Consider the following 26,213-nt stretch of genomic DNA (forward strand, 5'->3'; position numbering starts at 1 on the left):
ACATCCCTACCCCGATGGAGCAGCGGATACTTGGATCGCGTTTCGCAAGGACGCAGCCAAACACGGGCACGGTTATACGTTTGCTATTATAGAAGAGAAACAACAGCAGTTAATGGGCTGCATCAGCTTAAATCTAACAGCAGAGCATAGTCGGGCCGAAATCGGCTACTGGTTAGGCGAGGAATTCTGGGGTCAAGGTTATGCTACGGAGGCCGCTGAACGAATCATACGTTATGGCTTCGAAGCACTTAACCTGAACCGCATTATTGGCGCGGCTATGACACGTAACCCGGCATCATCCTCAGTTCTAACCAAAGCGGGTTTGAAACACGAAGGGACCTTTAAACAACATATTCGCAAATGGGACCAATTCGAAGATCTCGATTACTATGGGATTACCAGAACAGCATACTTCTCCAGCAAAAAGGATGGCGAGTAATTCGCCATCCTTCTCAATTAGCTTATCGCGAAAGGTGATAGTCCCAGCAGTTCCTTCCTCAATACTGCCCATACGAACGCAAACAGTTCTTGGACATGCCAGGCAGTTGTCCCTGCTGCCATAACCGCTATACCATGCTTATAGGTTAACGATACGCCCCACTGCAGCGTCCGTCCTTCACGACTCGGCATCGATTCCAAAGCAACCCGAACCGCCTCAGCATGCTTCGTTTGAATTCGATCTGCGAACGCATAGAATACGCCGGTATGCGTCATCTGCCCCAGGCAACCGGGAGACGTTAATTGTTGCGATGCCGGAATGATATTTTGCTGTTGGGCATAGATAAGCTCATCCTCATAATAAACTCGTACCCTGTTCTTCAGATGGAGATAGTCGAACAATTCACCTCGCAGCGATCTGCCAGGGCAGAGCACTTCAGCTCCCATCCACACCGCACCTTGGCCCAAGTGCACAATCGTCTCGGAATCCAATGCAGCATCAAGGTAAAGCATGATCGGCTCTGGCATGGACTCCAATACCGCGCCTCTTGCGAGCTCGAAGCGCTGCCTGATTGAAGATCCGCCAAGCAGCGCATTCGATGGATGCACCTTCGTAAACGATTGATTCGTAACGTAGGCATGCGCGCCCGGCTCTAAACGCCAATCAAATTCATAACGATCACCGGCCAGCAGCCCCGGAGACACATCCATCACGATGACACCGAGCGGCCCGTCAAGCGGAAAAGCTTTTGCGATCTTAATAGGTGCAGTATGATATTTCGAGGTGAGAACCGTTCCGCGCACCCGCTTCTCAAATACCGCCCGAAGCTGCGATACACGTTGCCCCTCCTGTTTAGAAGTGGTGGTGATGTGCTGCATGCTCATGTCCACTCTCATGCTTATGCTCGTGCTCATGATGATGCTCATGTCCATGAGCGTGGGCGAGCTCATGCTCCAGCCAAGCAACAATTCGATCCACATTCACGCCTCCGAAGAGGTTCGAGAATACATAGGGCCGCTCTCCGCGCATTCGTTTCGTATCAGACTCCATCACTTCAAGGCTGGCACCGACATGAGGGGCGAGATCGATTTTGTTGATAATCAACAAATCCGAGCGCATGATGCCAGGACCGCCTTTACGCGGGATTTTCTCACCTTGTGCCACGTCAATAATATAGATAAACCGATCCACCAGTTCCGGACTGAAGGCAGCCGCCAAATTATCGCCGCCGCTTTCAATAAAGATTAGATCGAGATTGTCAAACCGGCTCGTCAGCTCATCCACCGCCTCAAAGTTCATCGAAGCATCCTCGCGTATCGCGGTATGCGGGCATCCGCCAGTCTCCACTCCGATAATACGCTCTTCCGGCAGCACACCGGTAGCGGCCAAAATCCGAGCATCTTCTTTGGTATAAATGTCGTTCGTGATGACCGCCACACTATATTTGTCCTTCAGAGCACCTGCAAGCCGTTCAACCAATGCCGTCTTACCCGAACCTACCGGGCCGCCTATACCAATTCGAACCGGTCTTGAACCTGCGCGATCGATTGCCGGCTGCTCCCACTCCTGGTGATGATGACCTTGTCCTTGACACATTGTACATTCCTCCAATCGGGATATGTTGTTCCATTATCAGCCTTCTACGATTAAGACATGAAGAGACGAGAGTACAGATTCTCGTGGCGCATCATGGCAATTTCGCTCATAGGCATGTAGCTGTAGGCGTCCTCAGGCGTCATCTCAGACACTTCCTCCCAAGCGTCCATCGTCTTCGGCGTCAACCTGGCGATGATGGTTTGCCCTTCGGTTTGGCCAATAGACATGAGACGAAGAGCACTGTTGATGCAGTTGACGATGCCTGCATACATATAACCCTGAGCTGCTTGTTCAAGCGAAACTCCCAGACGATAGCAGGCAAAACCGAACACCAGCGGATGAGTGGCTAAGCAGTTTTTGGACTTAAGTCCATCCTGCAGAGGTGCCCAGTCATAACTCGGATATAATGCGCCTAACAGCTGCAATAGACGGCGCCCCATCTTCTCGATCCCATTTCGTGTTTCAATTGCCGTTCGCTGAACATGTACGAGCCTTTCTACACCAAACATGGAAGCATAGTCGTGAATCGGCATGTCCCGATATACGGATTTGATGACCATCACGTCTGCTGTTGACCAGCTTTGCATCAGCATCGATACCGTATAATCTTCCAGCTGCTTGCTTGTTAGCAGCGCTTCTTCCTGGACCAGCGTCTCGAGCCCGAAGGAATGCGCGAACCCGCCAATAGGCAATGCCGAGTCAAGCAGCTGTTGAAGGGCAAGCCAAGGCAGTACTACAGGGCGAGGACTTTCTTCTGAATTGTCGGCCAAGCTCAAACCACCTCCCTTCCGAACCGGAAGCAGCAAACCTGCATTTATGTACCTAGAACAAAAAGTAACGCTGCGCCATCGGCAGAACGTCAGCCGGTTCACAAGTCGCCACAACACCATCCACTTTTACTTCATAGGTTTCGGGATTAACGGTAATGACCGGTGTCGCATCATTGTGAATCATATCTTTCTTCGTCACCGTTCTGCAGCCACGCACCGGTTCGATCCGTTTCGCTAAGCCGAGTTCTTCGGCGATGCCGCGATCATAAGCAGCCTGAGACACGAATGTAATCGAGCTGCTGTGCTTGGCTTTGCCAAATGCGGCAAACATCGGACGGCCAAATACCGGCTGCGGCGTCGGAATCGATGCATTGGGATCACCCATCTGTGCGAATGCAATACTTCCGCCTTTGAGCACCAGATCCGGCTTTACGCCAAAAAACATCGGACTCCACACGACCAAATCCGCAAATTTGCCGGGTTCAATGGAACCAACCAGATGCGAGATGCCATGTGTGATAGCGGGATTTATCGTGTACTTCGCGATATAGCGCTTGATGCGGAAATTATCAGCTTCAGCGTTAGTATCTGGCGCCAGGGGGCCACGCTGTTTCTTCATCTTGTCAGCCGTTTGCCAGGTTCGGATGATGACTTCCCCGACACGACCCATTGCCTGAGAATCGGAGCTGATCATGCTGAATACGCCCATATCATGCAAAATATCTTCGGCCGCAATCGTCTCCGGACGAATCCGCGAGTCAGCAAACGCAACATCCTCCGGAATGCTGCTGTCCAAATGATGGCAGACCATAAGCATATCCAGATGTTCTTCGATGGTATTAATCGTAAACGGGCGAGTCGGGTTCGTGGATGAAGGCAGCACATTCAGTTCGCCGGCTGCACGGATAATATCCGGCGCATGCCCGCCGCCGGCTCCTTCCGTATGATACGTATGGATCGTGCGACCTTTAAATGCCGCCAGTGTATCCTCCAGAAATCCCGCTTCATTCAGCGTATCGGTATGAATCGCGACCTGAACATCGTACAAATCCGCCGCCGTAAGGCAAACATCAATAGAAGCCGGCGTCGTTCCCCAGTCTTCATGCAGCTTCAGCCCAATAGCTCCCGCTTCAATTTGTTCGATGAGCGGTTCGGTAAAGGATGAATTGCCTTTGCCGGTAAAACCAAGGTTCATCGGAAACGCTTCAGCAGCTTCCAGCATTCTGCGCATATGCCATGCTCCAGGCGTACAGGTCGTTGCGTTCGTTCCAGTCGCCGGCCCCGTTCCGCCGCCTATCATGGTAGTTACACCTGAAGAAAGAGCCGTCTCGATCTGCTGCGGGCATATAAAATGAATATGGCTGTCGATCCCGCCAGCGGTTACAATCTTCCCTTCACCGGCAATAACCTCTGTGCTCGCGCCGACGACCATGTTCGGCATAACGCCATCCATAATATCCGGGTTGCCTGCTTTACCGATGCCAACAATTACACCGTCTCGAATCCCGATATCGGCTTTCACAATTCCCCAGTGGTCAATGACAATCGCATTGGTGATCAGCGTATCGAGAACGCCTTCACTACGGAGCGCCCCGCTCGATTGCCCCATACCATCTCGAATTACTTTTCCACCGCCGAACTTGCACTCGTCACCATAAACAGTGTAGTCCTTCTCTATTTGAGCCCATAACTCCGTATCCGCCAACCGAACGGCATCGCCTGTTGTCGGACCGAACATGGCTGCGTAACTGCTGCGACTCATCTTACTCATGACGAAGGCCCTCCCATGCTTTAAGCCTGCTCCGCACTTCATCAGACATACTGCCGCGAATCGCTGAGCCGCTAGTCAGTGCATTTAGTCCAAAGGAGCGTTTGCTTCCACCGAGCTCAACAAGCTGAACCGGTTTCTCCTCACCAGGCTCAAACCTAACTGCCGTACCGGCAGGAATGTGAAGTCGCATGCCGAATGCCGCTTCACGTTCAAATGCGAGTGCACGATTTACTTCAAAGAAATGAAAATGCGATCCCACTTGCACAGGACGATCTCCCGTATTGACAACAACAATCTCCACCGTTTCTCGACCGGCATTCAGCTCGATATTTCCTGCCATCGTACGGTATTCTCCTGGTATCAAGGCAATCCCCCTCTCTTAGCGCATTAAAGTATGGGATGATGAATGGTCACGAGCTTCGTTCCATCCGGAAAAGTTGCTTCCACTTGCACTTCATGGATCATATCCGCCACGCCAGACATCACTTGATCTCGGCTTAGAATCGTTGTACCGTGCTCCATCAATTTCGCCACTGTCAAACCATCGCGGGCACCTTCTAAGATCTCAGAAGTAATAAGCGCTATACTCTCGGGGTAATTCAATTTCACGCCCCGGTTAAGTCGTCTACGTGCCAAATCGGCAGCAATCGTAATTAGAAGCTTTTCTTTTTCCCTTTCCGTTAACTGCATACAGGCACCTCTTCCAACGTTTTCTATTATTATAACGGTTGAATAGGGCCAAGTAAATCTCTTGTGTTATGTTTAATGACATAAGGCGATAGATTACAGATTAGTATTGCTATAATTTGGGTAACGATGTCAGGTTTTGTCGAAATGAGGGATAAATCCCTTCATCTATTACGTGATTTTCTTAGCTTCCTTGCCACTCCGCCACTAGGTGAACGTGCTAGCCATTCGATGCCTGATGTGATAGACTAAAATTTATTGAACTTACTTTGGGAGGGACAGAAATGGCGGCAAAAAAGATGCGTTCAGACACAATTAAAAAAGGATTTGACCGCGCTCCGCACCGCAGCTTGCTGCGTGCTGCCGGGGTAAAAGAGGAAGACTTCGGTAAACCGTTTATCGCGGTTTGCAACTCGTATATTGACATCATTCCAGGCCACGTTCACTTGCAGGAATTCGGAAAGCTCGTTAAAGAAGCGATCTGGGAAGCAGGCGGCGTGCCTTTCGAATTCAATACGATAGGCGTCGACGACGGCATTGCAATGGGACATATCGGTATGCGTTATTCCCTGGCGAGCCGTGAAATTATTGCGGATTCGGTAGAAACCGTTGTTAATGCTCACTGGTTTGACGGCATGGTTTGTATTCCGAACTGTGACAAAATTACACCGGGCATGATCATGGGCGCGCTTCGCGTAAACATCCCGACCATGCTTGTCAGCGGCGGACCAATGAAAGCAGGCAAAACCTCCGATGGCCGCTCGATTTCGCTATCCAGCGTATTTGAAGGTGTCGGTGCATTCCAAGCAGGTAAAATCGACGAAGCCAGTCTTACAGAGCTTGAGCAATTCGGTTGTCCGACTTGCGGATCTTGCTCCGGTATGTTCACAGCTAACTCCATGAACTGTTTGGCAGAAGGTCTTGGCCTTGCACTTCCGGGTAACGGCACAATCCTGGCTGTATCGCCTGAACGTAAAGAATTCGTTAAACAAGCTGCTCGTCAGCTGATGAACTTGATCGAGATGGATCTGAAACCACGCGATATCGTGACCAAAGATTCCATCGACAATGCATTTGCACTTGATATGGCAATGGGCGGTTCCACAAACACTGTTCTCCATACGCTTGCAATCGCACATGAAGCTGGTATCGAATACCCAATCGAGCGCATTAATGAAATTGCAGCACGCGTTCCGCATCTAGCGAAGATTGCTCCGGCTTCTGATTACCACATCGAAGATGTGCACAATGCCGGCGGCGTAAGCGCAATTATCAATGAGCTGTTCAAGAAAGAAGGCGCCCTTCACGGTGACGTGCTTACTGTAACAGGTAAGACACTTCGCGAGAATGTAGCCGGACATGATATCCAGGATACGGATGTTCTTCATACGCTGGACAACCCGCATAGCGAGCGCGGCGGACTGGCTGTCCTATTCGGAAACCTTGCACCGCGCGGTGCGATCATTAAAGTCGGCGCTGTTGATAAATCGGTTGGCGGCTACCATAAAGGTCCTGCAATCTGCTTCGATTCACAAGATGAGGCATTGCATGGAATTGCGAATGGTAAAGTTAAAGAAGGACATGTTGTCGTCATTCGTTACGAAGGCCCTAAAGGCGGACCTGGTATGCCAGAGATGCTTGCGCCAACGTCCCAAATCGTCGGCATGGGTCTTGGAGCTAAGGTCGGTCTCGTAACAGACGGCCGTTTCTCAGGCGCATCCCGCGGCATCAGTATCGGACACGTTTCTCCGGAAGCTGCCGAAGGCGGTCCTATCGCTTTCGTAAATGACGGCGACCTTATCGAGCTTGATTTGATCAACAACGAAATGAACCTTCTGATCAGTGATGAAGAGTTCGAAGCTCGTCGTGCGAATTGGAAAGGCTTTGAACCGAAAATCAAAAAAGGTTATCTAGCTCGTTACTCCCACCTTGTTACGAATGCAAGCACAGGCGGCGTACTAAGATTTAATTAATTCCCGCCAAAACTGAAACATAATAGAATCGCCCTGCGTATGACTAGTTGTTAGTCAACTTATACGCAGGGCGATTTTATTTTAGATTATGGAGGGATTCTCATGTTCGGGAAAGTAGCTGCCGATTTGCTTGGTTTAAGTGATTTAGGATCTGTCATCAAACCGGAGAACTATGATAAGGTCGATTCCGACGACTACGTCCTGCACGAGGATAACGAGAAAATTTATTTTCTTATCAAGTCCAAATCCGATGAATACTGCTTCACGAATCAAGCTCTCATCCATCTCGACGGCACGAGTGCAGTCAGTAAGAAAAGAACGCTCCACCGCTACTCCTACAGTGCACATAAGATTTCCGGCGTATACTTAGAAACGGCAGGAACCGTCGATTTGGATGTTGAAATTAAATTCAATCTTGGCGGTACGCCATTCACCATAGACATTCATAAGAAACATATAGAAGAAGTCAAGGATCTCTACAAAGCACTGATCAAAATCGCCGAGCTCACGCACGAGAATGAAATCTCGCTTGGCTTTGCAAGGCAGAGTTTGGACCTGGCCTCCTCGACTGTAAGCCAGATCTATAAAGCCGAAATTGATCTCGCCGAGCAGTTCAAATCGATTAACCAGCTTGCTTTCAATTGGCTTGCCGAAACGCAAAAGCAATACAAATCCAAAGACTTCGCTGCTGTATTCGAGCGTTATATCAACCAATAAGTTTTATGATCGGAATCGCGACATGACAACACAAGAAAGGCGCCCCGAGTTCCGAGGCGCCTTCCTTATCAATTATTGGGTTTCGTTTATGGCGTGTACTCCCCGGCTCCCGCTGCATTCGCATTATCATAAGCTGCAGGCGTAAGCCCCGGACGCGCTCCTTGATGAAGCTTAGGCTCATACACTTGCGTCTTCTTCCAGTTGGGTTTCACGTTTGCTTCAGCACCGTAACGACCCCAGAATTGATCCATCGACATCGCAATAATTCGCGGATCAAGCCGAGAGCCCTGCTCTGTCAGACGTTTCTTGCCCGAAGGATGAAGCACACGAAGCAGCAGCTTCAAATATAGCCGTGTAGAATAATCAAAAAGTCCTTTCGGAATCGGCAGCACGCTGAATCCGAATTGCTCTGCGCCGCGATTAATCATGCTGACGCCGTATAATCCTTTTGCATGTTCGTACTCTTTGTTTCCCACAAGCTGCTGGGCAAGCTTAGGCATCCCCTTCTGCACTTCTCGAATGAGCATAATCGCAACATGCATCATCGAACGTGATTCAGTCATCATTTTCAGCAGCTTATGATTATCAAAGTGAAGTTCGATTACAGGATCCTTGTGCTCGATTCGTCTGCCGTCCGACAGCTCCAACGTTTGTCCCGGATACGGGACAAGCCGAATGTGAAAGATAGAGCCCTCTCCGCCTGACTTCACGCGGAATAGGACGTGAAATACCCGCTCCCATCCCATCCAACATGCGATCAACGCTCGTTTGAAGAGACCATGTGTCGCAGGCTTGGATTCTCTCGACTTACTGCGATCCCTGTCCGTAAGTGCGATCATGTCCGTAATATGGATAAACTGATATCCGCGTTCACGACCTGCCTCTAAGAACGACTCTAATGCAATGAGCATGTTAGCCGGCGCATCTTGATCCGCACCGAAAGTAGCGCCGCAGTCATGAAGAAGCAGCACTTCTCCCGGCCGAAGCTTCTTCATCATGCGGGTCTTAAGACGTTCAGCCCCTACATGTTTGCGCCAATCGCCGAACAGCGCAGACCATAGAATAATTTGAAGATACCCTAAATTGGAAAAATCAAACAGATTGACGATCCCCCACGGAGGTCTGTAGTACGCCGAACGAACGCCGGTTGCCCGGCGAATAATCTCTGATGTGCGATGAATTTGTTTCTTAACCGTTCTTGGACGCATAAGCCAATTGGACTTGTGTACGTAATTATGAATGCCGATCACATGCCCTTCAGCATGCATTCGCTGCAATAACTCCGGGTGCCGTTCTGCGTGGATGCCGACAACAAAGAATGTCGCTTTAGCATCATATTTCTTTAGTAGATCAAGCAGCAGCGGTGTATAAACAGGATCCGGCCCATCGTCGAAAGTAAGAGCAATTTCCCGTTCTGCACGACCCCGTTTAAATACGCGAAAACCAAATGTACGACTTATAATTCCGGGTAAAAAAGCATAAAACGTTAAAAAATAAAATCCCCACAGCAGGAAGTTTTCCATATTACGTGTTCCCACCACCCTAGTTTCGATCCTTAATCCTTGTCCATTGGAAGAGGGAGTGCCCTAGATGCCTGATACCTTCATTCATTGTAACATAGCACGTACAATAACGGCTACGGAAGTTACAACGAAGAAATACAGCATAAATCGGAAAATTAGGCTAACATAAAGTTAAGTTGGGAAACTCTGTTATTTTATAGTACAATCGTGATACATAACCGCATTTCAGCTATTTAAAAAGGAGTCAATCGATGCTTTCCTTCTACCGTAAATATTGGCGTACCGCATTCGATATTGCTTTAATTGTTCTGACCGTGTATCTCATCATGCTTGTATTCAGTTATGTATACCGGATTGCCACTCCAATATTCCTTTCTTTCTTAATTTTCATGTTTATTGAGCCTCCTGCACGATGGATGCAGCGACTCGGGATGAAGAAATCCATCGCTTCAGGCATATCCGTTCTTATTTTCACACTCGTCATTGTCGGCGCATTTGTCGGTGCCGGTTTCGTCGTCACGACGCAGGTTACCGGACTCGCTTCAAACCTTGGCAAGTACCAGGATTTACTTGTCGACCAGTTTCAGAAGAATGCCGCTTTGCTCGAAGATAAAGTCGATTCACTTCCGCTGCCGGATAACGTCGTGGAGAAGGCCAATGAGATCTTCGGTTATATCACAAGATGGGGATCTAATTTGGCGGTTTCGTTCCTGCTCTCGCTTGGCGGGTACCTGAAATCCTTCTCCACCTTTATGATTAACTTCACCATCGGAATCATACTCGCTTATTTCCTTAGTTTGGAAATTAAAGAGTGGAAGAAGCTGGCTCAAGAGAAGACGCCTAATACGTTCAAGAAAGCTTTCCTGTTCTTACGCGAGAACGTATTCTCCGGCATTGCCGGTTATTTGAAAGCCCAAGGCAAGCTAATAAGCATTACGTTTATCGTTATATTCGTTGCCTTGCTGCTGCTCGGAGTGCCCAATGCCTTCTCCATCGCGCTGCTATCCGCATTCTTCGATATCCTGCCCTTGCTCGGTGTCGGAACCGTCTTCATCCCGTGGATCATTTACTTGTTCATTGTCGGTAACTCGACACTCGCGATTTGGCTCAGCTGCCTATTCCTTGCGGTCGTCTTGACACGTCAATTTCTCGAGCCTAAGATCACCGGCGACACGCTCGGCGTTTCTGCCTTTACGATGCTCGCATTCATGATTATCTCACTTTCAATATTCGGGATTGCAGGCGTGATCCTGTCTCCGATTCTGATGATTCTATTGAAGGCATTGTATGATCAACGATACTTCCACCGCTGGATTCATTCACCTAAAGGTGAGTTCGAGCATCAAACGAATCCAGCGGATGATACGGAAATTGTGGACTAGCTGTAACATGGTTCAGTGCTTCTGCTGCTTAGCAAGAATATCCATTACTCCGCGGAAGATAACTGTCGCTTGATTGGATGTTCCCGGTGTACGGTTCTCGGCTAGCACGGCAACAGCATAGCGAGGCTGCTCAGCTGGCCCGTAGCCGACAAACCATTGATTCAATCTTTCCTGATTTCCTCTTCTAATTTGGGCGGTGCCGGATTTACCGGCAACCGCCCAAATTCCATTTCGGATCCCTTTCCCCGTTCCGTTAAGGACTACCGCTTCCATGCTTCTTAGTAAAGTCCGAGCTGTACGTGCATGAATTTGACCGTATTGAGACATCGAAGACTGTTTGGCAAGCTTAGCCAGCAGCTGTCCATTCCCATACCGAATTTCAATAACGAATCTAGGCTCTTGTACACGACCTTCATGCAGCAGCGTGACCATAAGGTTAGCCGCTTGGAGCGGTGAGAGCTTAACATCTCTTTGGCCGATGCCCGTTTGCGCCAGCTGACCGCCATCTCTGGCCCCCTGCGGCTGAGCGAATACATTTCCCGCTTCTTCCTCTTGGAATTGCCGGAGCGGTCTACCAAGCGGCGCAAACGCTCCTATGCTGCTCCATCCGATCTGCCTGGCAATACCAAGCTGATCTGCCGTCACCAGAAACTGCCGCGCACTCAGTCTCTCCGCAAGTTCCGCGAATACGACATTGCACGAGCCCGCGAAAGCATCTTGCAGCGTGACATGCCCATGTCCCCCGTCCTTCCAGCAATGGAGGCCATAGCGGCCATAATTCCCATTGCAATAGAACTGCTCCCCTTCGGCGGTAACGCGGGACTCAAGCGCAGCCGCTTCCGTCACGATTTTGAATATCGACCCCGGTGTTGCCGCTCTGATCGCATGATTGGCTGCATTCATGCCCGTCGCATCAATCGAGCTTATTGTGAGCTGAGGCCTTGAAATCATCGTTATAATATCACCGTTGGCCGTATCAAGGACAACGACCGCTCCTTCTTTGAGCCCTTTATGATCCACATAGTTCTCCAATTGATTCTGCAAGGCCAGATCCATCGTCGTCATCACTTTGATCGGGTAGTATGGATTATTCGGGCTAATGAGACGTAAGTTTAATCCGTGCATAGGCTTGTCCGTTCCATCGGTAAAATAAGACACTGCGGTCGGTCCCGTACCTTGCAGCAGCGGATCCAGGGACCGCTCCAAGCCAGCGCCTCCGGTCTTATCGCTCAAGCGCATTGTATGTGCCTTCAGCCGCTTGCTGTAATCGGCTCGAAGCAGTTCCGGATGTTGGCTGATGTAGCCAACTGCGTGCTTGACGCTGAAGGCAGACGGATAGCGGTTATGATAGGGCAGCACGCGTACGCCGTTAATGTGCAAGGCATCTATCGCTGCGAGCTGCTTTGCAGATAAGCGATGCGGCAATCCCTCTCCCTCCCGCTGCCAGAAGACGGGTTCGGTTAATTTATCCATCCATTGTCTCAGCGTAGAAGACTGCATGCCAAGCGCCTTGGCCAATGCACCGATTTCCTTTGGATTATCGGTACGAGATTTCATTTGCAGCGGAAATACAGCCAGTGCCTCGTAAGTCTCCCCCGTAAGCGGTCTACCGGAACGATCATAGAAATCCCCCCTGCCTGTATCCAGCACCAATGTTCGTTCTCGCTGCGCGACAGACTCTTCCTTCCAATCTGAGCTTCTGGCTGTTACGGGTGCAGACGGCAGCAGCTGCAGCCATCCGATACGCAAAACAAATAACAGTACCATCGCGCTCAGCATAATGAGGAGGATAAAAATTCGCTGTTGTCTGCTTCTTCGCCGTTCTCTGCTCATGACGTCTATTCCTCCGACTGCCGAAAGGGATTTTATTACAAGTATCCCCTTATTAAAAAGAGGCCAATCAGAATGACTCTGATTGACCTCAACTGAGATTCAGGCGTAACGTTTATTGCTTCTGAAACCGGCTGCAAGCAAAGAAATCGAGCAGGAAGCTCTGAAAAGATTTGGCTACAAGCGGGAGCTTCTCATTGGATCGATAAATAAGTCCGATTGTCCTTGTCACTTGCGGCGAACTCACGCGCACCTTAGCCGGCTTAAGGGGGCCGGATGCGTAGAGCGCCATTTCGGGGAGCAAGCTGACTCCCATGCCCGCCGCAACCAAACCGCGAATGGTATCCGTCTCTTCCCCTTCAAATCCGATCTGCGGTGTAAATCCTGCCGCCAGACATGCTTCCCATACGATTGGACGAAGCGAGTACCCATCACTGAACAGCACGAACATTTCGTCCTTTAATTGAGCCAGTTCAATGGACTCTTCACTCGCAAGCGGATGATTCGGCGGCAGAATTGCAAACAACTCTTCCGTTAAGACGATCTGACCGGTGACATGAGGATGCTTCTCCGGACATGGCGATACGAAAGCCAAATCCACTTCACCTTTCATCACATCTTGAATCAGAGACGGGAACATCCCTTGTTTAAATCGAAACTTCACATTAGGGTTCAGCTTCCGAAACGCCGCCACAACCTCGGGTATGAGTGAAATGCCCAAGCTGTGCGGAAATCCAAGCCGAATCTCCCCTTTCTCCGGATCGAGAAATTCTTGAATTTCCACAACGGAGCGTTCCAAATCGGCCAGTATCACTTCTGCCCGCTTCAGAAACAATGCCCCAACAGGTGTAAGCTGCAGGTTGCGTCCCTTCTGCAGGAAGAGCTTGGCGCCAAGCTCCTCTTCCAGTTGATGAATTTGTCGGCTGACAGCAGATTGTGCCACATGCAGCTCCTCTGCTGCTTTCGTAACATGCTCCTTCTTAGCCACTTTTACGAAATAATACAATTGACGAAGCTCCATTAGGTCCCCTCTTCTTCTCTATAACAGCTGCCATTACCGATTATATCGGCGATTCTTCTTCGCGATTAAATACCAGTCGTATGCATAAGCAAGCGCGAACCCTGCAAACAATCCGCCAAAATGAGCCCACAGCCCAATACCCGGTGCAAATATCGAATACAGAATACCGAATATCAGTATCGTATACACTGTTTTGCGCGAATCCGGGTCGAGCGAGCGTTTCATTAGTGCCAAATAGAGGTACGCACCATATACACCATAGATAGCTCCCGACGCACCCGCTCCCGCAGTAGACGAATCAGCGATGGCACTAAATAGATTACCGACGATGCCGCACAGCAGATAAAACAACAGATATTTCACATGACCGAGCATCCGTTCGAGCGGAGGTGCAAACACTAACACAGCAAACATATTGAAGAAAATATGCGAAATACTCAAATGCAAGAATTGAGCCGTCACATAACGCCAAGGTTCTGCAAGCGAGAAATAATTGTTGTTTGGGTCACTGTAAAAGAAACCGCGGTCCAGCAGCATACCATCCAGTATGTAACGATCGCTAATGTAGATGAGCAGATTCAGCGCGATAATAGCCGCCGTAACCGGATATTGCCGCAAATAGCTGCGAAAACTTTCATAACGCAGGAATATCATCGTAGTCTCCTTCGCCCTCCTATTGGACAATGGTATTTCATTATAGTTATAATAATTTGGTATGAACCCATTCCATCCTAAGGAGGCTGTTTATTAATGGCACAAGAACGCACAGGCGTTGCTACTCTTAAAGGCAACCCGCTTACACTGATCGGCCCAGAACTGAAAATCGGTGACCAAGCTCCTGATTTTCAATTGAACAAATCGCTGGTAGAGGTTGTTTCCTTGAAAGACTTCGCAGGCAAAGTGAAACTTGTCAGCGTAGTGCCTTCCATTGATACAGGCGTTTGCGATGCGCAAACTCGTCGTTTCAATGAAGAAGCAGCAACACTAGGTGATAACGTAGCTGTACTGACAGTGAGCGTTGACCTTCCATTCGCACAAGCTCGTTGGTGCGGTGCTGCAGGTGTCGATAAAGTTGTTCTGCTGTCGGACTACAAAAACAACAACTTCGGCGAAGCTTACGGCGTGTTGATCAAAGATCTTCACCTCGATATGCGTGCAATCTTCGTAATCGACGGCAATGACACGATTCAATATGTGGAAGTGCTTAGTGAAATGACAGAGCACCCGAACTACGAGAATGCAATCAACGCAGTTAAAGCACTCGTATAAGCTACATAAAGATCAGCATATGACAAAAGCGAGGCAGGGATTCCCTTCCTCGCTTTTTCTCGTTATTATATGCCGGATGTTTTATATTGAGCCAGCTTCTTATCGAGAGTCCGATAAAGATCAATAATGATACGGTAATTGGATCCAAGATCACCGAACGAACCGCGCGACGCGGAATAAATGTCCACCGCTGCTGTAACAGGATTCACATTGATAACGGATACGGTAATATCCATTGTACGGCCGGTTACCGTACGTTTCTCGAGTACGATCTCACCTACGGACTGCACTTCATGAAGCACCTTGTAGCCTTGCATCTTCTTTAGTGTAGAGACAACCTCTTCCCAAGCTCTCTCCCGTGACAACTTGTAATAATGGGATTTAAGTAACGGATCTTTCGCTTTATCGCCTGTCAATTCATGACTGCGCAGCAACCCGATAAGGGACCGCTTCAAAGACAAAGGTAATCTCCCCCTCCAACTTCTATGTACGCTAAGAGATATCATAACATAGTTTCTAACATAAAAAAAAGGGGTTGCCCCCTTTTCGCTTGAAGTAAGTAACCCGCCATGCCGTCCGACTTGCTTGTTTCTGAACCCGCTCTCGCAGGTGGGTGGCCGCAGAAACGTTTTTGAGATCCCTTTTCGAGGGCCTGTCAGCTGCGTTTCAATTGAGTCTCCCGTAATACAGCCATTGGTTCAAAACAAGTGATAAGCCGTAACGCACATCGCAGGATGTATTGTTATTATAGACGTAACAGGGGTAAAAGTAAACGTGACACGAACCGCTATTTAATGGTGTTGTGACCTTCTTCTGTATGCGGCAGGAACGCTTCATCTTCAAGACGTTTGCGCTCTTCCTCCGCTGCTGCTTCCGCTGCTTTCTCCGCTTGCAGCTGAAGCTTCGTATAAATCGCGTAGAAGTTCCAGAAGGCGATAATGGCCACTACACTTCCCGTAAAGAACGGAACGAGAAACATCAGTTTCGGTGAGCTAAAGCTAATATAAATAACGAAGCCGCACATGATGACTGTCGAGAGCGACCGGAATGGTCGTCCGATTGTAAGCAGCAATGCGTTCTTAAGCAGCTGCATTGTCTTCATGTGATAGTGAACAACCATGGAGAAGAAATTGAACAGCGATACAGCCAGCAAAGCTACAAGGGCAACGAATAGATAAGAAACCAGCTGGAACGATTCCAATTTCACCAAGTATACACGGAAGTCCACAATGAGAATCGTAAACAGAACCATATACAAGATTCCGCCTATCATGCTTTGCACATAGCTGTCTTTATAGTTTCTAAAGTACGTGCGAAGGAGCGGCGCATCTACCTCACCCATTACCCATTTACGCGCAACCGCAAACATAGCTGCGGTAGCCGGAAACAAAGTGAACGGAGCAACGATGCCGGAGACGATGAAGTAACTCATCATTTGATCGCTGTTCTGAGCAAATAACACAGGGAGCAGTAAAATAATAAACGGCAAGGAACAAATGATCCATAGCACGTTTGTTACCGATAAGCGCATAATCCATTCCGAGATTTTATAAAACCCGCCCATCATGCCTCTCATTTCCATTGTAGCCAAGTCCTCCTAGCAAGCGATTTCATTTTATACTACGTTAACTATAATATAGACAGCCCAAGAAGCCAACGCCCATTTTCGGGAATGTGGGCAGGCGTCTAAACGACATTCACCCAGATGCATACCATATAGTGTTATCGTACCCAAGACAAAAGCTGAGGAGGACGTCGCTAATGGGTAATATGGGTCATGGTTCTCATACTAGTGCTGCGTTGATTCTTGTTCTGTTCATTCTTCTTATCATTATCTCGAAAGGCTTCTTCTGACAGTAGATAACAAGATAAAAAAGGGGCTCTATTTATCCGATTGCTCGGCTAAACAGAAGCCCCGGTGTTATCCTTACTTATTCGTCAGAGGATGGACGGGAACGGCGAGCTTCGCCGCGGCCGTCTCCACGGCCTTTGTTGTCACGATCGCGATCACGATTGTAGCCGCTGCTGCTGCTAGTGCTGCTTGAGCTGCTGCTGCTGCTGCGATTGCCGCCGTAGCCGCCACCGCTGCTGCTGCCGCCGCCATAACCGCCACGGTTGCCGCTGCCTTCGCCGCGTCCGCGAGGACCGCTGCCGGAACGATTGCCGCCGCCAAATGGTCCGCCGGAGAAACGACGTCCGCTTGTACGAACATCCGGTCTGCGTTTCTTAGCGCGAATCGGATCTTCTGGTGTAAGTTCGATATTAATATCTTTCTTCTCGCCAGTGATCAATTTAATTGCTGCTGCCAGCAAGTTAACGGAGTCGTATTGCTCAAGCAATTGAATGGCAATGGCTTTGAATTCATTAACTGCCTCACCGTCAAGAGCTTCAAGAATGCGCTCAGCCGTTACGCGTTGTTTGCCTTCGATTGCTTCAGCGATGCTTGGCAATGGCTTCTTCGCGATTTTGTGGCGAGTCACTTTCTCGATGAAATGCATGTGATCCAGCTCACGCGGCGTTACGAACGACCACGCTGTACCTTCTTTACCAGCACGGCCGGTACGGCCGATACGGTGTACATAGCTCTCCGGATCTTGCGGCAAGTCGAAGTTGATAACATGCGTTACGCCGGAAACGTCAAGACCACGTGCTGCAACGTCTGTTGCTACAAGCACATCGATGCTGCCGTCACGGAATTTACGCATAACGTTGTCACGTTGATTCTGAGACAAGTCGCCATGCAAGCCGTCTGCAGAATAACCACGCTTCTGAAGGGCTTCGCTCAGCTCATCTACACGGCGCTTTGTACGTCCAAAGATGATTGCAAGGTCTGGTGATTCCATATCAAGCAAGCGGCTCAGCGCGTCAAATTTCTGACGCTCGTGAACTTCGATATAAGCTTGTTCAATCGTTGGTGCGCTGACTTGTGTTGGGATTACCGACACATGCTCAGGCGATTGTAGGAATTGATCTGCCAGTTTACGAATGTTCGGAGGCATTGTAGCCGAGAACAGCATCGTGTGGCGATTAGTCGGAACCAAGGAAAGTATGGAAGTGATATCTTCCATAAAGCCCATATCCAGCATTTCATCCGCTTCATCCAAGATAACGGTTTGGACGTCATCAAGTTTGATTGTTTTACGGTTAATATGATCGAGCAAACGACCAGGTGTACCGATGATGATTTGCGGACGTTTCTTCAAAGCGCGGATTTGACGACCGATCTCTTGACCGCCGTAAATCGGCAATGAACGCAAACCTTTGTAACGTGTAAGCTTTCCGATTTCTTCCGAAACTTGAATCGCAAGCTCACGGGTCGGGGTCATGATTAATGCGACGATACGCTCTTCAGTAACCGGAATCTTGTTGACAAGCGGGATCCCGAAGGCGGCCGTTTTGCCCGTTCCTGTCTGAGCTTGCCCGATTAAGTCGGTGCCGGCAAGCGCAATTGGAATGGCTTTCGATTGGATTGGGGTAGATTCCTCAAATCCAAGCTCAGTAATAGCTTGAAGAACCTTAGGTTCCAAGCCGAATTCAGCAAATGTTTTCAAACTGTTTCAATCTCCTTCTATCTGCATCCTACAGAAAATATACAGTTTATTATAGCACAACTGTATTTCTGAATACCAGCAAGCACTAAATACATATACTAGCATCATTTATTACATTAGACAACTTCCAACTTTTTTTGATAAACTGCTACCTGTTAATTATACTCCACCGAGGTGAATCGTTTTGAGATCTTCACGAACTGCAGCAACGACTTTGATTAGCGCTTTACTGATCGCTTTTGGCTTTAACCAGCTTCTGATTCCGCACAAAATGATCAGCGGCGGCGTATCCGGCATTACGATGATTGCTGGGTATGCGACCGGCCTAAACATTGGCTGGCTTTATTTTATTCTAAATGTGCCTATTTTAATCTGGGGATGGCGTGTTCTCGGCTTGCGATTTGTTGGCTGGAGTGCGTTCTCAGTTGCCGCAACGACGCTCTTCATGCAGCTTGTTCCCGTTCACCCCATGGTTGAGGATTTGACGCTTGGCGCAGTATTCGGCGGGGTTGTGGTCGGTTTCGGAAGTGGACTTGCCCTTCGTGAAGGCTCCTCCTCCGGCGGCTTCGATATCATAGCGGCCATCATAACTCGCAAAAGGGACTTGTCGATCGGCATGCTGATCTTCGTCCTGAATGGGACGGTTATCGCCGCACTCGGAATGCTTACGAATGATTGGGATATTGCGCTGTTCTCCTTGCTGTCGATCTTTACAACCGGCAAAATCATTGACCTCATACACATTAAACATGTGAAGATTACCGTCTTTATCGTCACAACGAAAACCGAAGAAATGCGTACAGCCATGATTCCGCTGATTCGGGGCGTAACGGTCATCAAAACACGCGGCGCCTACACGAATGCGGAGAATGACATGTTGATGACGGTGACAACTCGCTTCGAATTGAACCAGCTGCGCAAAATTATCCAAGATACAGACCCGCGTGCATTCGTCAACGTTGTAGAAACAGTCGGCGTAATGGGTGAATTCCGGAAGCCTTCCCTCTAATTTGCAAATCGGGCATCGGCTAATATGGAAATTCTTTGTTCAACACTAGGTTTTTGAATTCGCTGCTGTTATAATATAGCTATCCCGTTGAATTTGTTTCGTGCCATACGTTTTACCCTCCATTACGATGAAAGGGTGATGCTTCATGGATATGGAAACGGTCAGACTATTACAGATTGTGGAAAAGCTAGCACCGGAATTAGTGCCTTTCCTCACGGAGCGGGAATTGAATTTGAATATCGTGCTGCGGGATGGACTGGCATTGCTGGAACCTGAGGACGCGATGGAGATTGTGCAGCAAAGCATTTGTGAGTATCAAAGAGAAGTGCTTTTGCAATAGAGAACGACCCGGACGAGAAACGAGAAATCGGTTCTCGTCCTTTTTTTGCTCAATAACAAAACGAGAAATCGGTTCTCGTCCTTTTTTTGCTCAATAACGTATTCAAGTCCCCCTCCTCTTCAATTTCTAGCAAATTCCTACAAAATACCTCTGTGCCTTCATTCGAAACTGAATTATAATTTTACTGACTTGGCAGATGGGGAGAGAATTGAAATGGATGTTATTGTTTCTACATTGTTATTGTTGTTTCATGTCTTAACCGGATCTGATGCGCAAGCAGGCGCGCAATCCGCATCTACCCACCAACTGCTCGCTACAATGCTAACTGCTCCTAATTCGCAGCAGCCGAATGGTTCCGGAGGTTCGACACAGCCTGGAACGAATTCGGGTACAGGTGCAACAACACCCGGTGATGCAGGCTCGGGGTCAAGCGCAGGATCCGAGTTCGTTAAGCACGATCCGCAGCCGGATGCTCCTGAGGTAAAGGGCATTTATGTAACGGCACACAGTGCCGGAGGCGCTCGCATGGAATCGCTGCTGAAGCTGCTAGATGATACCCCGTTGAACAGCATGGTCATTGATTTGAAGGATGATAACGGCTACATCACCTATCCCACCACCAACCCGGAGCTGCTCAAGCTCGGCAAACCAAAGAAGTTTATCAGCAATATCAGTCAAACGATGGAACGTCTGAAGAAACATGATGTGTACCCAATCGGACGTATCGTAGTTTTTAAAGATACGGTGCTCGCCAGAAGCCATCCTGAGTATTCCTACGTACGAAAGGACGGGTCACTTTGGGAGAATGGCAAAGGTGACAGCTTCGTAAACCCTTATATGAAGGAAGTTTGGGATTATAACGTTGCGATTGCAAAGGAAGCTGTGAAGCTCGGCTTCAAAGAAATCCAGTTCGACTATGTCCGCTTCCCGGAAGGTTTCGAGAAGAAAGCCGATTCCCTGAAGTTCTATAAAAACAAGGATACACGAGTAGATACAGTCGCTGCTTTCGTGAAATATGCGAAATCCCAGCTTGAGCCGCTCGGCGTGAGAGTCTCGGTTGATATATTCGGATATGCCGCTTCCGTACCGGCTGCTGAAGGTATCGGACAAGATTTTGTGAAAATCTCGAAATATGTGGATGTTATCGCACCGATGATTTATCCAAGCCATTACAGCACAGGCTGGTTCAAAGTGAAGGATCCGGACAAAGATCCTTATGCAACCATCAAAGGTGCCATGGTAGACACACATAAGAAGTTAGATCCGATCGGCTCTTACAAACCGATAATTCGACCATGGATTCAAGACTTCACCGCAAGCTGGCTTGGCAAAGGGCATTATATTAAGTACGGAAAAGCCGAAGTGGACGCACAAATTAAAGCATTGCAGGATACCGGCATTCATGAATATTTATTATGGAACGCGAACAACCGTTATACGGCGGACGCCAAATTCTAAATTAAAAAAAACGCTCTGCAAGCCTCGCACGGACAATACCGGGCCTGGCTGCAGAGCGTTTTGCATTTAAAGTTGACTAAACTTACTTACGCAGCTTCGCAGCCAGCTGTAAGAAATACGGTACGGTGCGATGAACGCGAGTTACTACATCTACGGATGACGGGGTCCCGTCTGCTTCGAATTGACGTGCCGGGCCGCCGATGGATATCCACTCCGGACAGTTGATTCCATGCATGTTACGAACCATGGCCTGCAATTGAGTAAGCGAGCTTACCCCGACTGCGCCGCCTGCAGAACAAATAGAGAGAACGGCTTTGCTGTCAAAATGATCACCGCCAAGGAAATCAAGCGCATTCTTCAGCACGCCGGAGATGCTTCCATGATATTCAGGCGTGCTGAGTACAACAGCGTCGCTGTGGAACACCGATTCACGCAATGCTGCGAGGTTAGGATTCGTATCCTCGTGCGTGCCGTAGAACGGCAACGGCTGCTTATACAGGTCGTATACGGTAACCTCATGGCCTTCCGATTCCATAAACTTCCCGATATATCGGGACAATTTGGTACTGGTCGATTCCGGACGATTGCTTCCCGCGATAATCGTAATGCGCATAAATATTCCCCTTCCAATTTCTACTTTACATACATAATAGTATGTTTTGTATTTTTGGTCAATAAAGGAATTTACGATTGAGGAATAAGGTAACCCGAACCGACCTCGGTCCGTTTCTTCTCCACGATGGCAACCGATTTCAGGACAGGCATTTTGATATAATGACGCGCAACATGGCTCTCTACGAACGAGAATGCTTTCTCATCCGTCTCCGCCAGAAGAATCAGATGCGCTGAGGTATCTTCCATTTCGATTTCAATTTTGTACAAGAACATCCTAATAGCCTCCTAATTAATAGAAAAGCCTTATACGGCAGTCATTCGGGTCCATTCTTCTCCCCGTCAGACGCGCATATAAGGCTTTAAGTTCATTTATTGAGATAAACGAAGAGCCAGGTTGTAGAGATCCATGTTGAATGGTTTCTTCGTGTTTACTACTTTATCAATATCGGTCACGACCAGCTCACCGCGGATGATACCGCAGCCTTTGCCTGAGTCGCCTTCCATCAGCTTGCGAACAGCGAAGTCGCCCAGCTGGCTGGCAAGAATCCGGTCATTGTGCGTTGGCGTTCCGCCACGCTGAATGTGACCAAGAACGGTAACACGAGGCTCCATTCCACAACGCTCCGTGATGCCTTTACCGATTTCTTCACCGCTTGCCGCGCCTTCAGCAACAACGATGATACTGTGACGTTTGCCTGAACTGAAGTTTTCTTTCATGCGGTTTGCAACTTGATCCAGATCAAACGGCACTTCCGGTACGATAATGGTTTCCGCACCGCTTGCCAAACCGGCATACAGAGCAATGTCGCCGCAATGACGGCCCATAACCTCTACGATCGAAGAACGCTCGTGCGAAGTCATCGTATCGCGAAGCTTGTTGATTGCATCAACAACGATGCTGACCGAAGTATCAAATCCAATGGTGTAGTCGGTAAACGGAATATCGTTGTCGATCGTGCCCGGCAATCCCATTGTTTTGATGCCCAGCTTGCATAGCTTGTTGGCACCTTGGTAGGAACCGTCTCCGCCAATGACGACTAGCCCGTCAATTCCGCGCTCGCGCAGTACTTCTGCACCTTTCTGTTGACCTTCCGGTGTCAGAAACTCTTTACAGCGGGCTGTTTGGAGAATAGTACCCCCGCGCTGAATGATATCTCCTACGCTGCGAAGATCCATTTGACGAAGATCATTATTAAGCAGGCCTTGATAGCCGCGTTGCACACCATAAACTTCAAGTCCATGATATAAAGCACTACGAACGACAGCGCGTACCGCTGCGTTCATCCCTTGCGAATCTCCACCACTTGTAAGAACGGCAATTGATTTTACTGCTGACATTGCAAATCCACTCCTCTTTCATCTTTATCTGTGCTTTCCATGTTCATAGCATTATTTGAATTGACGCAATCGAATAACAACGCTGTTGCCCCAGAAGAACAATCGCGTGAGCGGGCTCTTCTTCATGAGCCGCTTCGAAACGAGCTGCACATCCTTCTGACCCCGAACTTTGGGATCGGACAGGTATAAGGCGAGCAAGCCTTCGATTACCATGCGGTGAAACTTCGGAGCAGGCAGCCCGCTCACATCTCGGCGCGCACCTTCAACGATGTCTCCGATTCGTGTCACTAGTTCGCTTTGATTGGAATAGTAATTGCAGAAATTCAAGTCTCCGCCTATCCGATCCTCTTCTTGGTCGATCAAATAATCTAGCATAATATGAAGACCGCAAACATGGGGGAAATAGCCGTTACGAACTTGCAGCGCTTCTTCACTGCCGCAGCCTTCATCAGAAGCGGCAAGAAACAGCATAAACATGCCCAGTGTTGAGCCTGTCGCCGCACCAAACTCGTTCCACTTAAAATTCGGCGCAAGGTGACGATGCTGCTCCCACCATGCAAGCAAAGCCGGCTCGCGTCTCTCTTTGACGATATGTTTGTGAACTTGCAGGTCACCATATAGTCGGACAAGTTCTGTTACATAAGACTGCACAGCCGAATAGGAAGGCAGTTTCCTTATACAGGCTTGACATGTACGAACCAGCTCATGCAAATAACCCCCGTCGTCACGCTCTGTCCGCAGTGCATAATAATCACGCAGCGGCGCGTTCGGGTCTACGGCATCCAGCATCGATTGATGGAGCAGTCGAAAATCATCCGCATCCAGCGATGTGCTTCGGTCACACAGGTTGTCCAAATAATCACTTATCGTCTGCAAAGCAACGATGAGCGGTACTAGTATATCCCTGCGCTGCAGGTTGGCGGCGGCGTAAATGCCTCCTCCTTCGCAATGAAACTGCTTGCTCGTCATACTGGCGATCGCTTGTGTTCTCAGTTCGTCGTCGGGAATTTGCTCGGCAATAACACGCAATCTTGCGAGTTCGGCTCTAACTTCCGGCAATACATATTTGTAAACCCGGTACATTAATCGAATTGGCGTTTGCGGCATTTGGCGGGCCAAAGTTGATAGTTGCATCGATATGCGCCCTCCTTCTTCCACTCCGCTTGTTAGGAATGGCGCTTATTTTCAATTTCTTGATTCATGCGGTACCAGATATGTAAATCATTAATCCGGCTTGCCAGCTCGGCAATATCGGAGTTAATGGTACATGAACGCTCAAAGTTCTCTTCCTCAAACAGTTGAATTTGCTTTACGTTAATTACCGCTTCAAATGCGATAACGCGCTCAGGTATCGTCCCGCGAATGATCTCCCATTCTGTCACAATGAACGTACGATCCTTTTCACTGTACTTGTCCCACTCCTGATGGAGGGCCGGAAGCGGGATTCCAAGCCGGTCATTCCAACTAAAAAATTGGTTCACGTCTCAAAACCTCCATCAAATAATGTACCATTTCATAGAGTACAAATCCAGCGCGAAAACTTGTTCGCCATATGCTATACTGAGGTACATATCGCTTGCAAGGAGAACGAACTATGGGGAAACAGCCAGGCTCTGTGTCGATGAGACAGCTATGGCGTTTTTTTTTGCCGCTCGGACTTTCAGCTTCTCTCGTAACTATTTCACACGTCATTATCAATAGTACACTGGCACATGCTGCCAATCAGAAAGTCGTCATCGCAAGTTATGCCATCGCGATGAGTCTGCTTATCATTACGGAACGGCCGGCCGTCTTGCTGCGCCAGACATGCTCGGCACTGGTACGCGACAAGCAATCCTTCCGCGCGATGCTGCGGGTTGGCCAGCTCGTGTTTGCTGCTATACTGGTTCTCGGCATGATCATCTGCTATTCGCCGCTCGGCACTTGGATATTCGGAGGATTATTCGGAGCAGATGATGAGCTCGTACCGCATATCCTGGATGTCTATCAAATTCTCATGTTCGTCAGTATTTTCTCAGGCATCCGCTGTTTATATCACGGCGTCATCATTTATAATTTACGCACCAAATGGTTGACGATCGGCATGGCGCTGCGTCTTGTCGGGATGTACGGCATTTCCCTCTATTATATGAATAAAGGGGTCACAAGCGGTACGGTTGGCGCTGTCATTTTCCTAGCCGGCATGATGATTGAAGCATTGGTTAGTTATTTGGAAGGTTCTTCGCTGGTGAAGCAAATGCCCGAGAAAGTAGAACAGCATGCCGTACAGAACTTCAGGCAAGTATTCTCCTTCTATCGTCCACTGCTGCTATCCACATTAATTGCGGTATGGATCGGGCCATCCATCAATATAATGCTCGGCAAAACGAGCGACGCTGCGCTGTCCATTGCATCCTTTGCGCTTGCAGCAAGTCTGGTACAGCTCACCTTAAGCTTCTTTACTTATTTCCATCAAATTGTACTTAATTTCTATAAAATCGATCCTAAAGCCGTCCGAAAATTCACATTGCTGCTTGGCTTCATTCCAACGCTGCTTGTCGCTCTTCTCGCATTCACACCGGCAGGCGACTTCATAGTCGGCCATATCATGGGCATAGAAGGAAAGCTGAAATCGGAAACGCTTCGTGCCATGCAGCCTTTCGTCCTGCTCGCTCTGGCATTGCCGTGGCTGGATGTCGGCAACGGACTCATCATGGTGCGCGGACAGACACGCATCATATTAGGCTCGCAATCCGTGAATCTATTGTTCACGGTGTTAACCTCTATTCTATGTATTATGCTCACGCCGGGCTGGAATGGTGCAATCGGTGCATGGGCACAATCGATTGGAGTAGCAGCAGAATGTCTGTTCATCGCTGTTGCGATCAGGCGAGTCGGACAAGCGGACAAAACGATGTCCAGGAAAGCAACAGATATGGAGTGAA

Annotated in this window: 28 protein-coding genes and 1 other RNA gene (1 of these 29 cut by a window edge); 10 read left to right on the top strand and 19 right to left on the bottom strand. The window is 48.8% G+C overall.

What is annotated here, in order from left to right:
* On the top strand, nucleotides 1–439 hold the 3' portion of the coding sequence (locus tag AC0YN4_RS14790) for a GNAT family N-acetyltransferase (protein WP_475836105.1). 119 nt of this gene lie to the left of the window's left edge; the window shows 439 of its 558 coding nt (coding positions 120–558); its start codon lies off the left edge, out of view; the stop codon is at nucleotides 437–439.
* Between the two features lie 17 nt (nucleotides 440–456).
* Here the strand turns inward: AC0YN4_RS14790 and AC0YN4_RS14795 are convergent, their stop codons facing one another.
* From AC0YN4_RS14795 to AC0YN4_RS14820, 6 genes are read right to left on the bottom strand one after another with little or no spacing between them, the layout of a single operon-like run.
* Nucleotides 457–1,335: an urease accessory protein UreD gene (locus AC0YN4_RS14795; RefSeq protein ID WP_475836106.1), complete on the bottom strand. Its 879-nt coding sequence runs from the start codon at nucleotides 1,333–1,335 to the stop codon at nucleotides 457–459.
* On the bottom strand, nucleotides 1,292–2,035 hold the full coding sequence (gene ureG / locus AC0YN4_RS14800; protein ID WP_475836107.1) for an urease accessory protein UreG: 744 nt from the start codon (nucleotides 2,033–2,035) through the stop codon (nucleotides 1,292–1,294). The genes AC0YN4_RS14795 and ureG overlap by 44 nt, the downstream gene beginning before the upstream one ends.
* Before the next feature lie 50 nt (nucleotides 2,036–2,085).
* Nucleotides 2,086–2,805 carry an urease accessory protein UreF gene (locus tag AC0YN4_RS14805; RefSeq protein ID WP_475836108.1) on the bottom strand — a complete coding sequence of 240 codons (720 nt, stop codon included), beginning with the start codon at nucleotides 2,803–2,805 and terminating at the stop codon, nucleotides 2,086–2,088.
* A gap of 52 nt (nucleotides 2,806–2,857) precedes the next feature.
* Nucleotides 2,858–4,576, bottom strand: coding sequence for an urease subunit alpha (ureC, locus tag AC0YN4_RS14810; RefSeq protein WP_475836109.1), 1,719 nt, complete (start codon nucleotides 4,574–4,576; stop codon nucleotides 2,858–2,860).
* Entirely contained in the window at nucleotides 4,569–4,940 is a 372-nt protein-coding gene (gene ureB / locus AC0YN4_RS14815) for an urease subunit beta (protein ID WP_475781901.1), read from the bottom strand. The genes ureC and ureB overlap by 8 nt, the downstream gene beginning before the upstream one ends.
* Nucleotides 4,941–4,963: 23 nt before the next feature.
* Nucleotides 4,964–5,266, bottom strand: coding sequence for an urease subunit gamma (locus AC0YN4_RS14820; RefSeq protein WP_475781902.1), 303 nt, complete (start codon nucleotides 5,264–5,266; stop codon nucleotides 4,964–4,966).
* A gap of 281 nt (nucleotides 5,267–5,547) precedes the next feature.
* On the opposite strand from AC0YN4_RS14820, the gene ilvD reads away from it, so the two are divergent.
* Both ilvD and AC0YN4_RS14830 read left to right on the top strand, forming a co-directional pair.
* Complete coding sequence (gene ilvD, locus AC0YN4_RS14825; RefSeq protein WP_475781903.1) at nucleotides 5,548–7,236, top strand: dihydroxy-acid dehydratase; 1,689 nt, start codon at nucleotides 5,548–5,550, stop codon at nucleotides 7,234–7,236.
* Between the two features lie 102 nt (nucleotides 7,237–7,338).
* Complete coding sequence (locus AC0YN4_RS14830; RefSeq protein WP_475836110.1) at nucleotides 7,339–7,953, top strand: PH domain-containing protein; 615 nt, start codon at nucleotides 7,339–7,341, stop codon at nucleotides 7,951–7,953.
* Nucleotides 7,954–8,039: 86 nt separating this feature from the next.
* Here AC0YN4_RS14830 and AC0YN4_RS14835 read toward each other — a convergent pair whose 3' ends face one another.
* The gene (locus AC0YN4_RS14835) at nucleotides 8,040–9,491 is read right to left on the bottom strand and encodes a polysaccharide deacetylase family protein (RefSeq protein ID WP_475836111.1); all 1,452 of its coding nucleotides are present in this window, start codon (nucleotides 9,489–9,491) and stop codon (nucleotides 8,040–8,042) included.
* A gap of 236 nt (nucleotides 9,492–9,727) precedes the next feature.
* On the opposite strand from AC0YN4_RS14835, the gene AC0YN4_RS14840 reads away from it, so the two are divergent.
* Complete coding sequence (locus AC0YN4_RS14840) at nucleotides 9,728–10,858, top strand: AI-2E family transporter (RefSeq protein WP_475781906.1); 1,131 nt, start codon at nucleotides 9,728–9,730, stop codon at nucleotides 10,856–10,858.
* 12 nt (nucleotides 10,859–10,870) lie between these two features.
* On the opposite strand, the gene AC0YN4_RS14845 is transcribed toward AC0YN4_RS14840, so the two are convergent.
* The 3 genes from AC0YN4_RS14845 to AC0YN4_RS14855 form a co-directional block, all read right to left on the bottom strand.
* Complete coding sequence (locus AC0YN4_RS14845; RefSeq protein ID WP_475836112.1) at nucleotides 10,871–12,691, bottom strand: peptidoglycan D,D-transpeptidase FtsI family protein; 1,821 nt, start codon at nucleotides 12,689–12,691, stop codon at nucleotides 10,871–10,873.
* Between the two features lie 112 nt (nucleotides 12,692–12,803).
* Nucleotides 12,804–13,709, bottom strand: coding sequence for a glutamate biosynthesis transcriptional regulator GltC (gene gltC / locus AC0YN4_RS14850; protein ID WP_475781908.1), 906 nt, complete (start codon nucleotides 13,707–13,709; stop codon nucleotides 12,804–12,806).
* 33 nt (nucleotides 13,710–13,742) lie between these two features.
* The gene (locus AC0YN4_RS14855) at nucleotides 13,743–14,363 is read right to left on the bottom strand and encodes a rhomboid family intramembrane serine protease (RefSeq protein WP_475781909.1); all 621 of its coding nucleotides are present in this window, start codon (nucleotides 14,361–14,363) and stop codon (nucleotides 13,743–13,745) included.
* A gap of 96 nt (nucleotides 14,364–14,459) precedes the next feature.
* Between AC0YN4_RS14855 and tpx the strand changes: the two genes are divergently transcribed.
* Nucleotides 14,460–14,978: a thiol peroxidase gene (gene tpx / locus AC0YN4_RS14860; protein ID WP_210664216.1), complete on the top strand. Its 519-nt coding sequence runs from the start codon at nucleotides 14,460–14,462 to the stop codon at nucleotides 14,976–14,978.
* Nucleotides 14,979–15,043: 65 nt separating this feature from the next.
* Here tpx and AC0YN4_RS14865 read toward each other — a convergent pair whose 3' ends face one another.
* From AC0YN4_RS14865 to AC0YN4_RS14875, 3 genes are all read right to left on the bottom strand, one after another.
* The gene (locus AC0YN4_RS14865; protein WP_475781910.1) at nucleotides 15,044–15,439 is read right to left on the bottom strand and encodes a DUF1499 domain-containing protein; all 396 of its coding nucleotides are present in this window, start codon (nucleotides 15,437–15,439) and stop codon (nucleotides 15,044–15,046) included.
* A 96-nt stretch (nucleotides 15,440–15,535) separates the two neighbouring features.
* A non-coding RNA gene (gene ssrS / locus AC0YN4_RS14870) (6S RNA) lies at nucleotides 15,536–15,717 on the bottom strand.
* A gap of 48 nt (nucleotides 15,718–15,765) precedes the next feature.
* The gene (locus AC0YN4_RS14875) at nucleotides 15,766–16,560 is read right to left on the bottom strand and encodes a YesL family protein (protein WP_475781911.1); all 795 of its coding nucleotides are present in this window, start codon (nucleotides 16,558–16,560) and stop codon (nucleotides 15,766–15,768) included.
* A gap of 179 nt (nucleotides 16,561–16,739) precedes the next feature.
* Between AC0YN4_RS14875 and AC0YN4_RS14880 the strand changes: the two genes are divergently transcribed.
* Nucleotides 16,740–16,832, top strand: coding sequence for a YjcZ family sporulation protein (locus AC0YN4_RS14880; RefSeq protein WP_090981693.1), 93 nt, complete (start codon nucleotides 16,740–16,742; stop codon nucleotides 16,830–16,832).
* Between the two features lie 77 nt (nucleotides 16,833–16,909).
* On the opposite strand, the gene cshA is transcribed toward AC0YN4_RS14880, so the two are convergent.
* Nucleotides 16,910–18,529: a degradosome RNA helicase CshA gene (gene cshA / locus AC0YN4_RS14885; RefSeq protein ID WP_475836113.1), complete on the bottom strand. Its 1,620-nt coding sequence runs from the start codon at nucleotides 18,527–18,529 to the stop codon at nucleotides 16,910–16,912.
* 184 nt (nucleotides 18,530–18,713) lie between these two features.
* Between cshA and AC0YN4_RS14890 the strand changes: the two genes are divergently transcribed.
* From AC0YN4_RS14890 to AC0YN4_RS14900, 3 genes are all read left to right on the top strand, one after another.
* Entirely contained in the window at nucleotides 18,714–19,538 is an 825-nt protein-coding gene (locus AC0YN4_RS14890) for a YitT family protein (RefSeq protein ID WP_475836114.1), read from the top strand.
* Nucleotides 19,539–19,683: 145 nt separating this feature from the next.
* Nucleotides 19,684–19,878 carry a hypothetical protein gene (locus AC0YN4_RS14895; protein WP_090981698.1) on the top strand — a complete coding sequence of 65 codons (195 nt, stop codon included), beginning with the start codon at nucleotides 19,684–19,686 and terminating at the stop codon, nucleotides 19,876–19,878.
* Nucleotides 19,879–20,091: 213 nt separating this feature from the next.
* Complete coding sequence (locus tag AC0YN4_RS14900) at nucleotides 20,092–21,336, top strand: putative glycoside hydrolase (protein ID WP_475781914.1); 1,245 nt, start codon at nucleotides 20,092–20,094, stop codon at nucleotides 21,334–21,336.
* An 82-nt stretch (nucleotides 21,337–21,418) separates the two neighbouring features.
* Here AC0YN4_RS14900 and AC0YN4_RS14905 read toward each other — a convergent pair whose 3' ends face one another.
* The 5 genes from AC0YN4_RS14905 to AC0YN4_RS14925 form a co-directional block, all read right to left on the bottom strand.
* Complete coding sequence (locus tag AC0YN4_RS14905; protein ID WP_475781915.1) at nucleotides 21,419–21,949, bottom strand: NADPH-dependent FMN reductase; 531 nt, start codon at nucleotides 21,947–21,949, stop codon at nucleotides 21,419–21,421.
* A gap of 71 nt (nucleotides 21,950–22,020) precedes the next feature.
* Nucleotides 22,021–22,224 carry a DUF3906 family protein gene (locus AC0YN4_RS14910; protein ID WP_091220668.1) on the bottom strand — a complete coding sequence of 68 codons (204 nt, stop codon included), beginning with the start codon at nucleotides 22,222–22,224 and terminating at the stop codon, nucleotides 22,021–22,023.
* Nucleotides 22,225–22,320: 96 nt separating this feature from the next.
* On the bottom strand, nucleotides 22,321–23,289 hold the full coding sequence (pfkA, locus tag AC0YN4_RS14915) for a 6-phosphofructokinase (protein ID WP_475781916.1): 969 nt from the start codon (nucleotides 23,287–23,289) through the stop codon (nucleotides 22,321–22,323).
* Between the two features lie 51 nt (nucleotides 23,290–23,340).
* The gene (locus tag AC0YN4_RS14920) at nucleotides 23,341–24,423 is read right to left on the bottom strand and encodes a tetraprenyl-beta-curcumene synthase family protein (protein WP_475781917.1); all 1,083 of its coding nucleotides are present in this window, start codon (nucleotides 24,421–24,423) and stop codon (nucleotides 23,341–23,343) included.
* Nucleotides 24,424–24,455: 32 nt separating this feature from the next.
* Entirely contained in the window at nucleotides 24,456–24,770 is a 315-nt protein-coding gene (locus tag AC0YN4_RS14925; protein WP_475781918.1) for a hypothetical protein, read from the bottom strand.
* Between the two features lie 113 nt (nucleotides 24,771–24,883).
* On the opposite strand from AC0YN4_RS14925, the gene AC0YN4_RS14930 reads away from it, so the two are divergent.
* Nucleotides 24,884–26,212: a multi antimicrobial extrusion protein MatE gene (locus AC0YN4_RS14930; RefSeq protein ID WP_475836115.1), complete on the top strand. Its 1,329-nt coding sequence runs from the start codon at nucleotides 24,884–24,886 to the stop codon at nucleotides 26,210–26,212.
* The last annotated feature ends 1 nt before the right edge of the window (nucleotide 26,213 follow it).

The sequence above is a fragment of the Paenibacillus sp. J22R3 genome, assembly GCF_056269305.1.

Coding starts and splice junctions, on each gene's coding strand:
- AC0YN4_RS14830 (WP_475836110.1), top strand. CDS start 7,339: ATGTTCGGGAAAGTAGCTGCCGATTTGCTTGGTTTAAGTGATTTAGGA.
- ureC (WP_475836109.1), bottom strand. CDS start 4,576: ATGAGTAAGATGAGTCGCAGCAGTTACGCAGCCATGTTCGGTCCGACA.
- AC0YN4_RS14820 (WP_475781902.1), bottom strand. CDS start 5,266: ATGCAGTTAACGGAAAGGGAAAAAGAAAAGCTTCTAATTACGATTGCT.
- AC0YN4_RS14910 (WP_091220668.1), bottom strand. CDS start 22,224: ATGTTCTTGTACAAAATTGAAATCGAAATGGAAGATACCTCAGCGCAT.
- ilvD (WP_475781903.1), top strand. CDS start 5,548: ATGGCGGCAAAAAAGATGCGTTCAGACACAATTAAAAAAGGATTTGAC.
- tpx (WP_210664216.1), top strand. CDS start 14,460: ATGGCACAAGAACGCACAGGCGTTGCTACTCTTAAAGGCAACCCGCTT.
- AC0YN4_RS14900 (WP_475781914.1), top strand. CDS start 20,092: ATGGATGTTATTGTTTCTACATTGTTATTGTTGTTTCATGTCTTAACC.
- AC0YN4_RS14845 (WP_475836112.1), bottom strand. CDS start 12,691: ATGAGCAGAGAACGGCGAAGAAGCAGACAACAGCGAATTTTTATCCTC.
- AC0YN4_RS14875 (WP_475781911.1), bottom strand. CDS start 16,560: ATGGAAATGAGAGGCATGATGGGCGGGTTTTATAAAATCTCGGAATGG.
- AC0YN4_RS14840 (WP_475781906.1), top strand. CDS start 9,728: ATGCTTTCCTTCTACCGTAAATATTGGCGTACCGCATTCGATATTGCT.
- pfkA (WP_475781916.1), bottom strand. CDS start 23,289: ATGTCAGCAGTAAAATCAATTGCCGTTCTTACAAGTGGTGGAGATTCG.
- AC0YN4_RS14895 (WP_090981698.1), top strand. CDS start 19,684: ATGGATATGGAAACGGTCAGACTATTACAGATTGTGGAAAAGCTAGCA.
- AC0YN4_RS14855 (WP_475781909.1), bottom strand. CDS start 14,363: ATGATATTCCTGCGTTATGAAAGTTTTCGCAGCTATTTGCGGCAATAT.
- AC0YN4_RS14795 (WP_475836106.1), bottom strand. CDS start 1,335: ATGAGAGTGGACATGAGCATGCAGCACATCACCACCACTTCTAAACAG.
- AC0YN4_RS14930 (WP_475836115.1), top strand. CDS start 24,884: ATGGGGAAACAGCCAGGCTCTGTGTCGATGAGACAGCTATGGCGTTTT.
- gltC (WP_475781908.1), bottom strand. CDS start 13,709: ATGGAGCTTCGTCAATTGTATTATTTCGTAAAAGTGGCTAAGAAGGAG.
- AC0YN4_RS14905 (WP_475781915.1), bottom strand. CDS start 21,949: ATGCGCATTACGATTATCGCGGGAAGCAATCGTCCGGAATCGACCAGT.
- AC0YN4_RS14920 (WP_475781917.1), bottom strand. CDS start 24,423: ATGCAACTATCAACTTTGGCCCGCCAAATGCCGCAAACGCCAATTCGA.
- AC0YN4_RS14880 (WP_090981693.1), top strand. CDS start 16,740: ATGGGTAATATGGGTCATGGTTCTCATACTAGTGCTGCGTTGATTCTT.
- ureG (WP_475836107.1), bottom strand. CDS start 2,035: ATGTGTCAAGGACAAGGTCATCATCACCAGGAGTGGGAGCAGCCGGCA.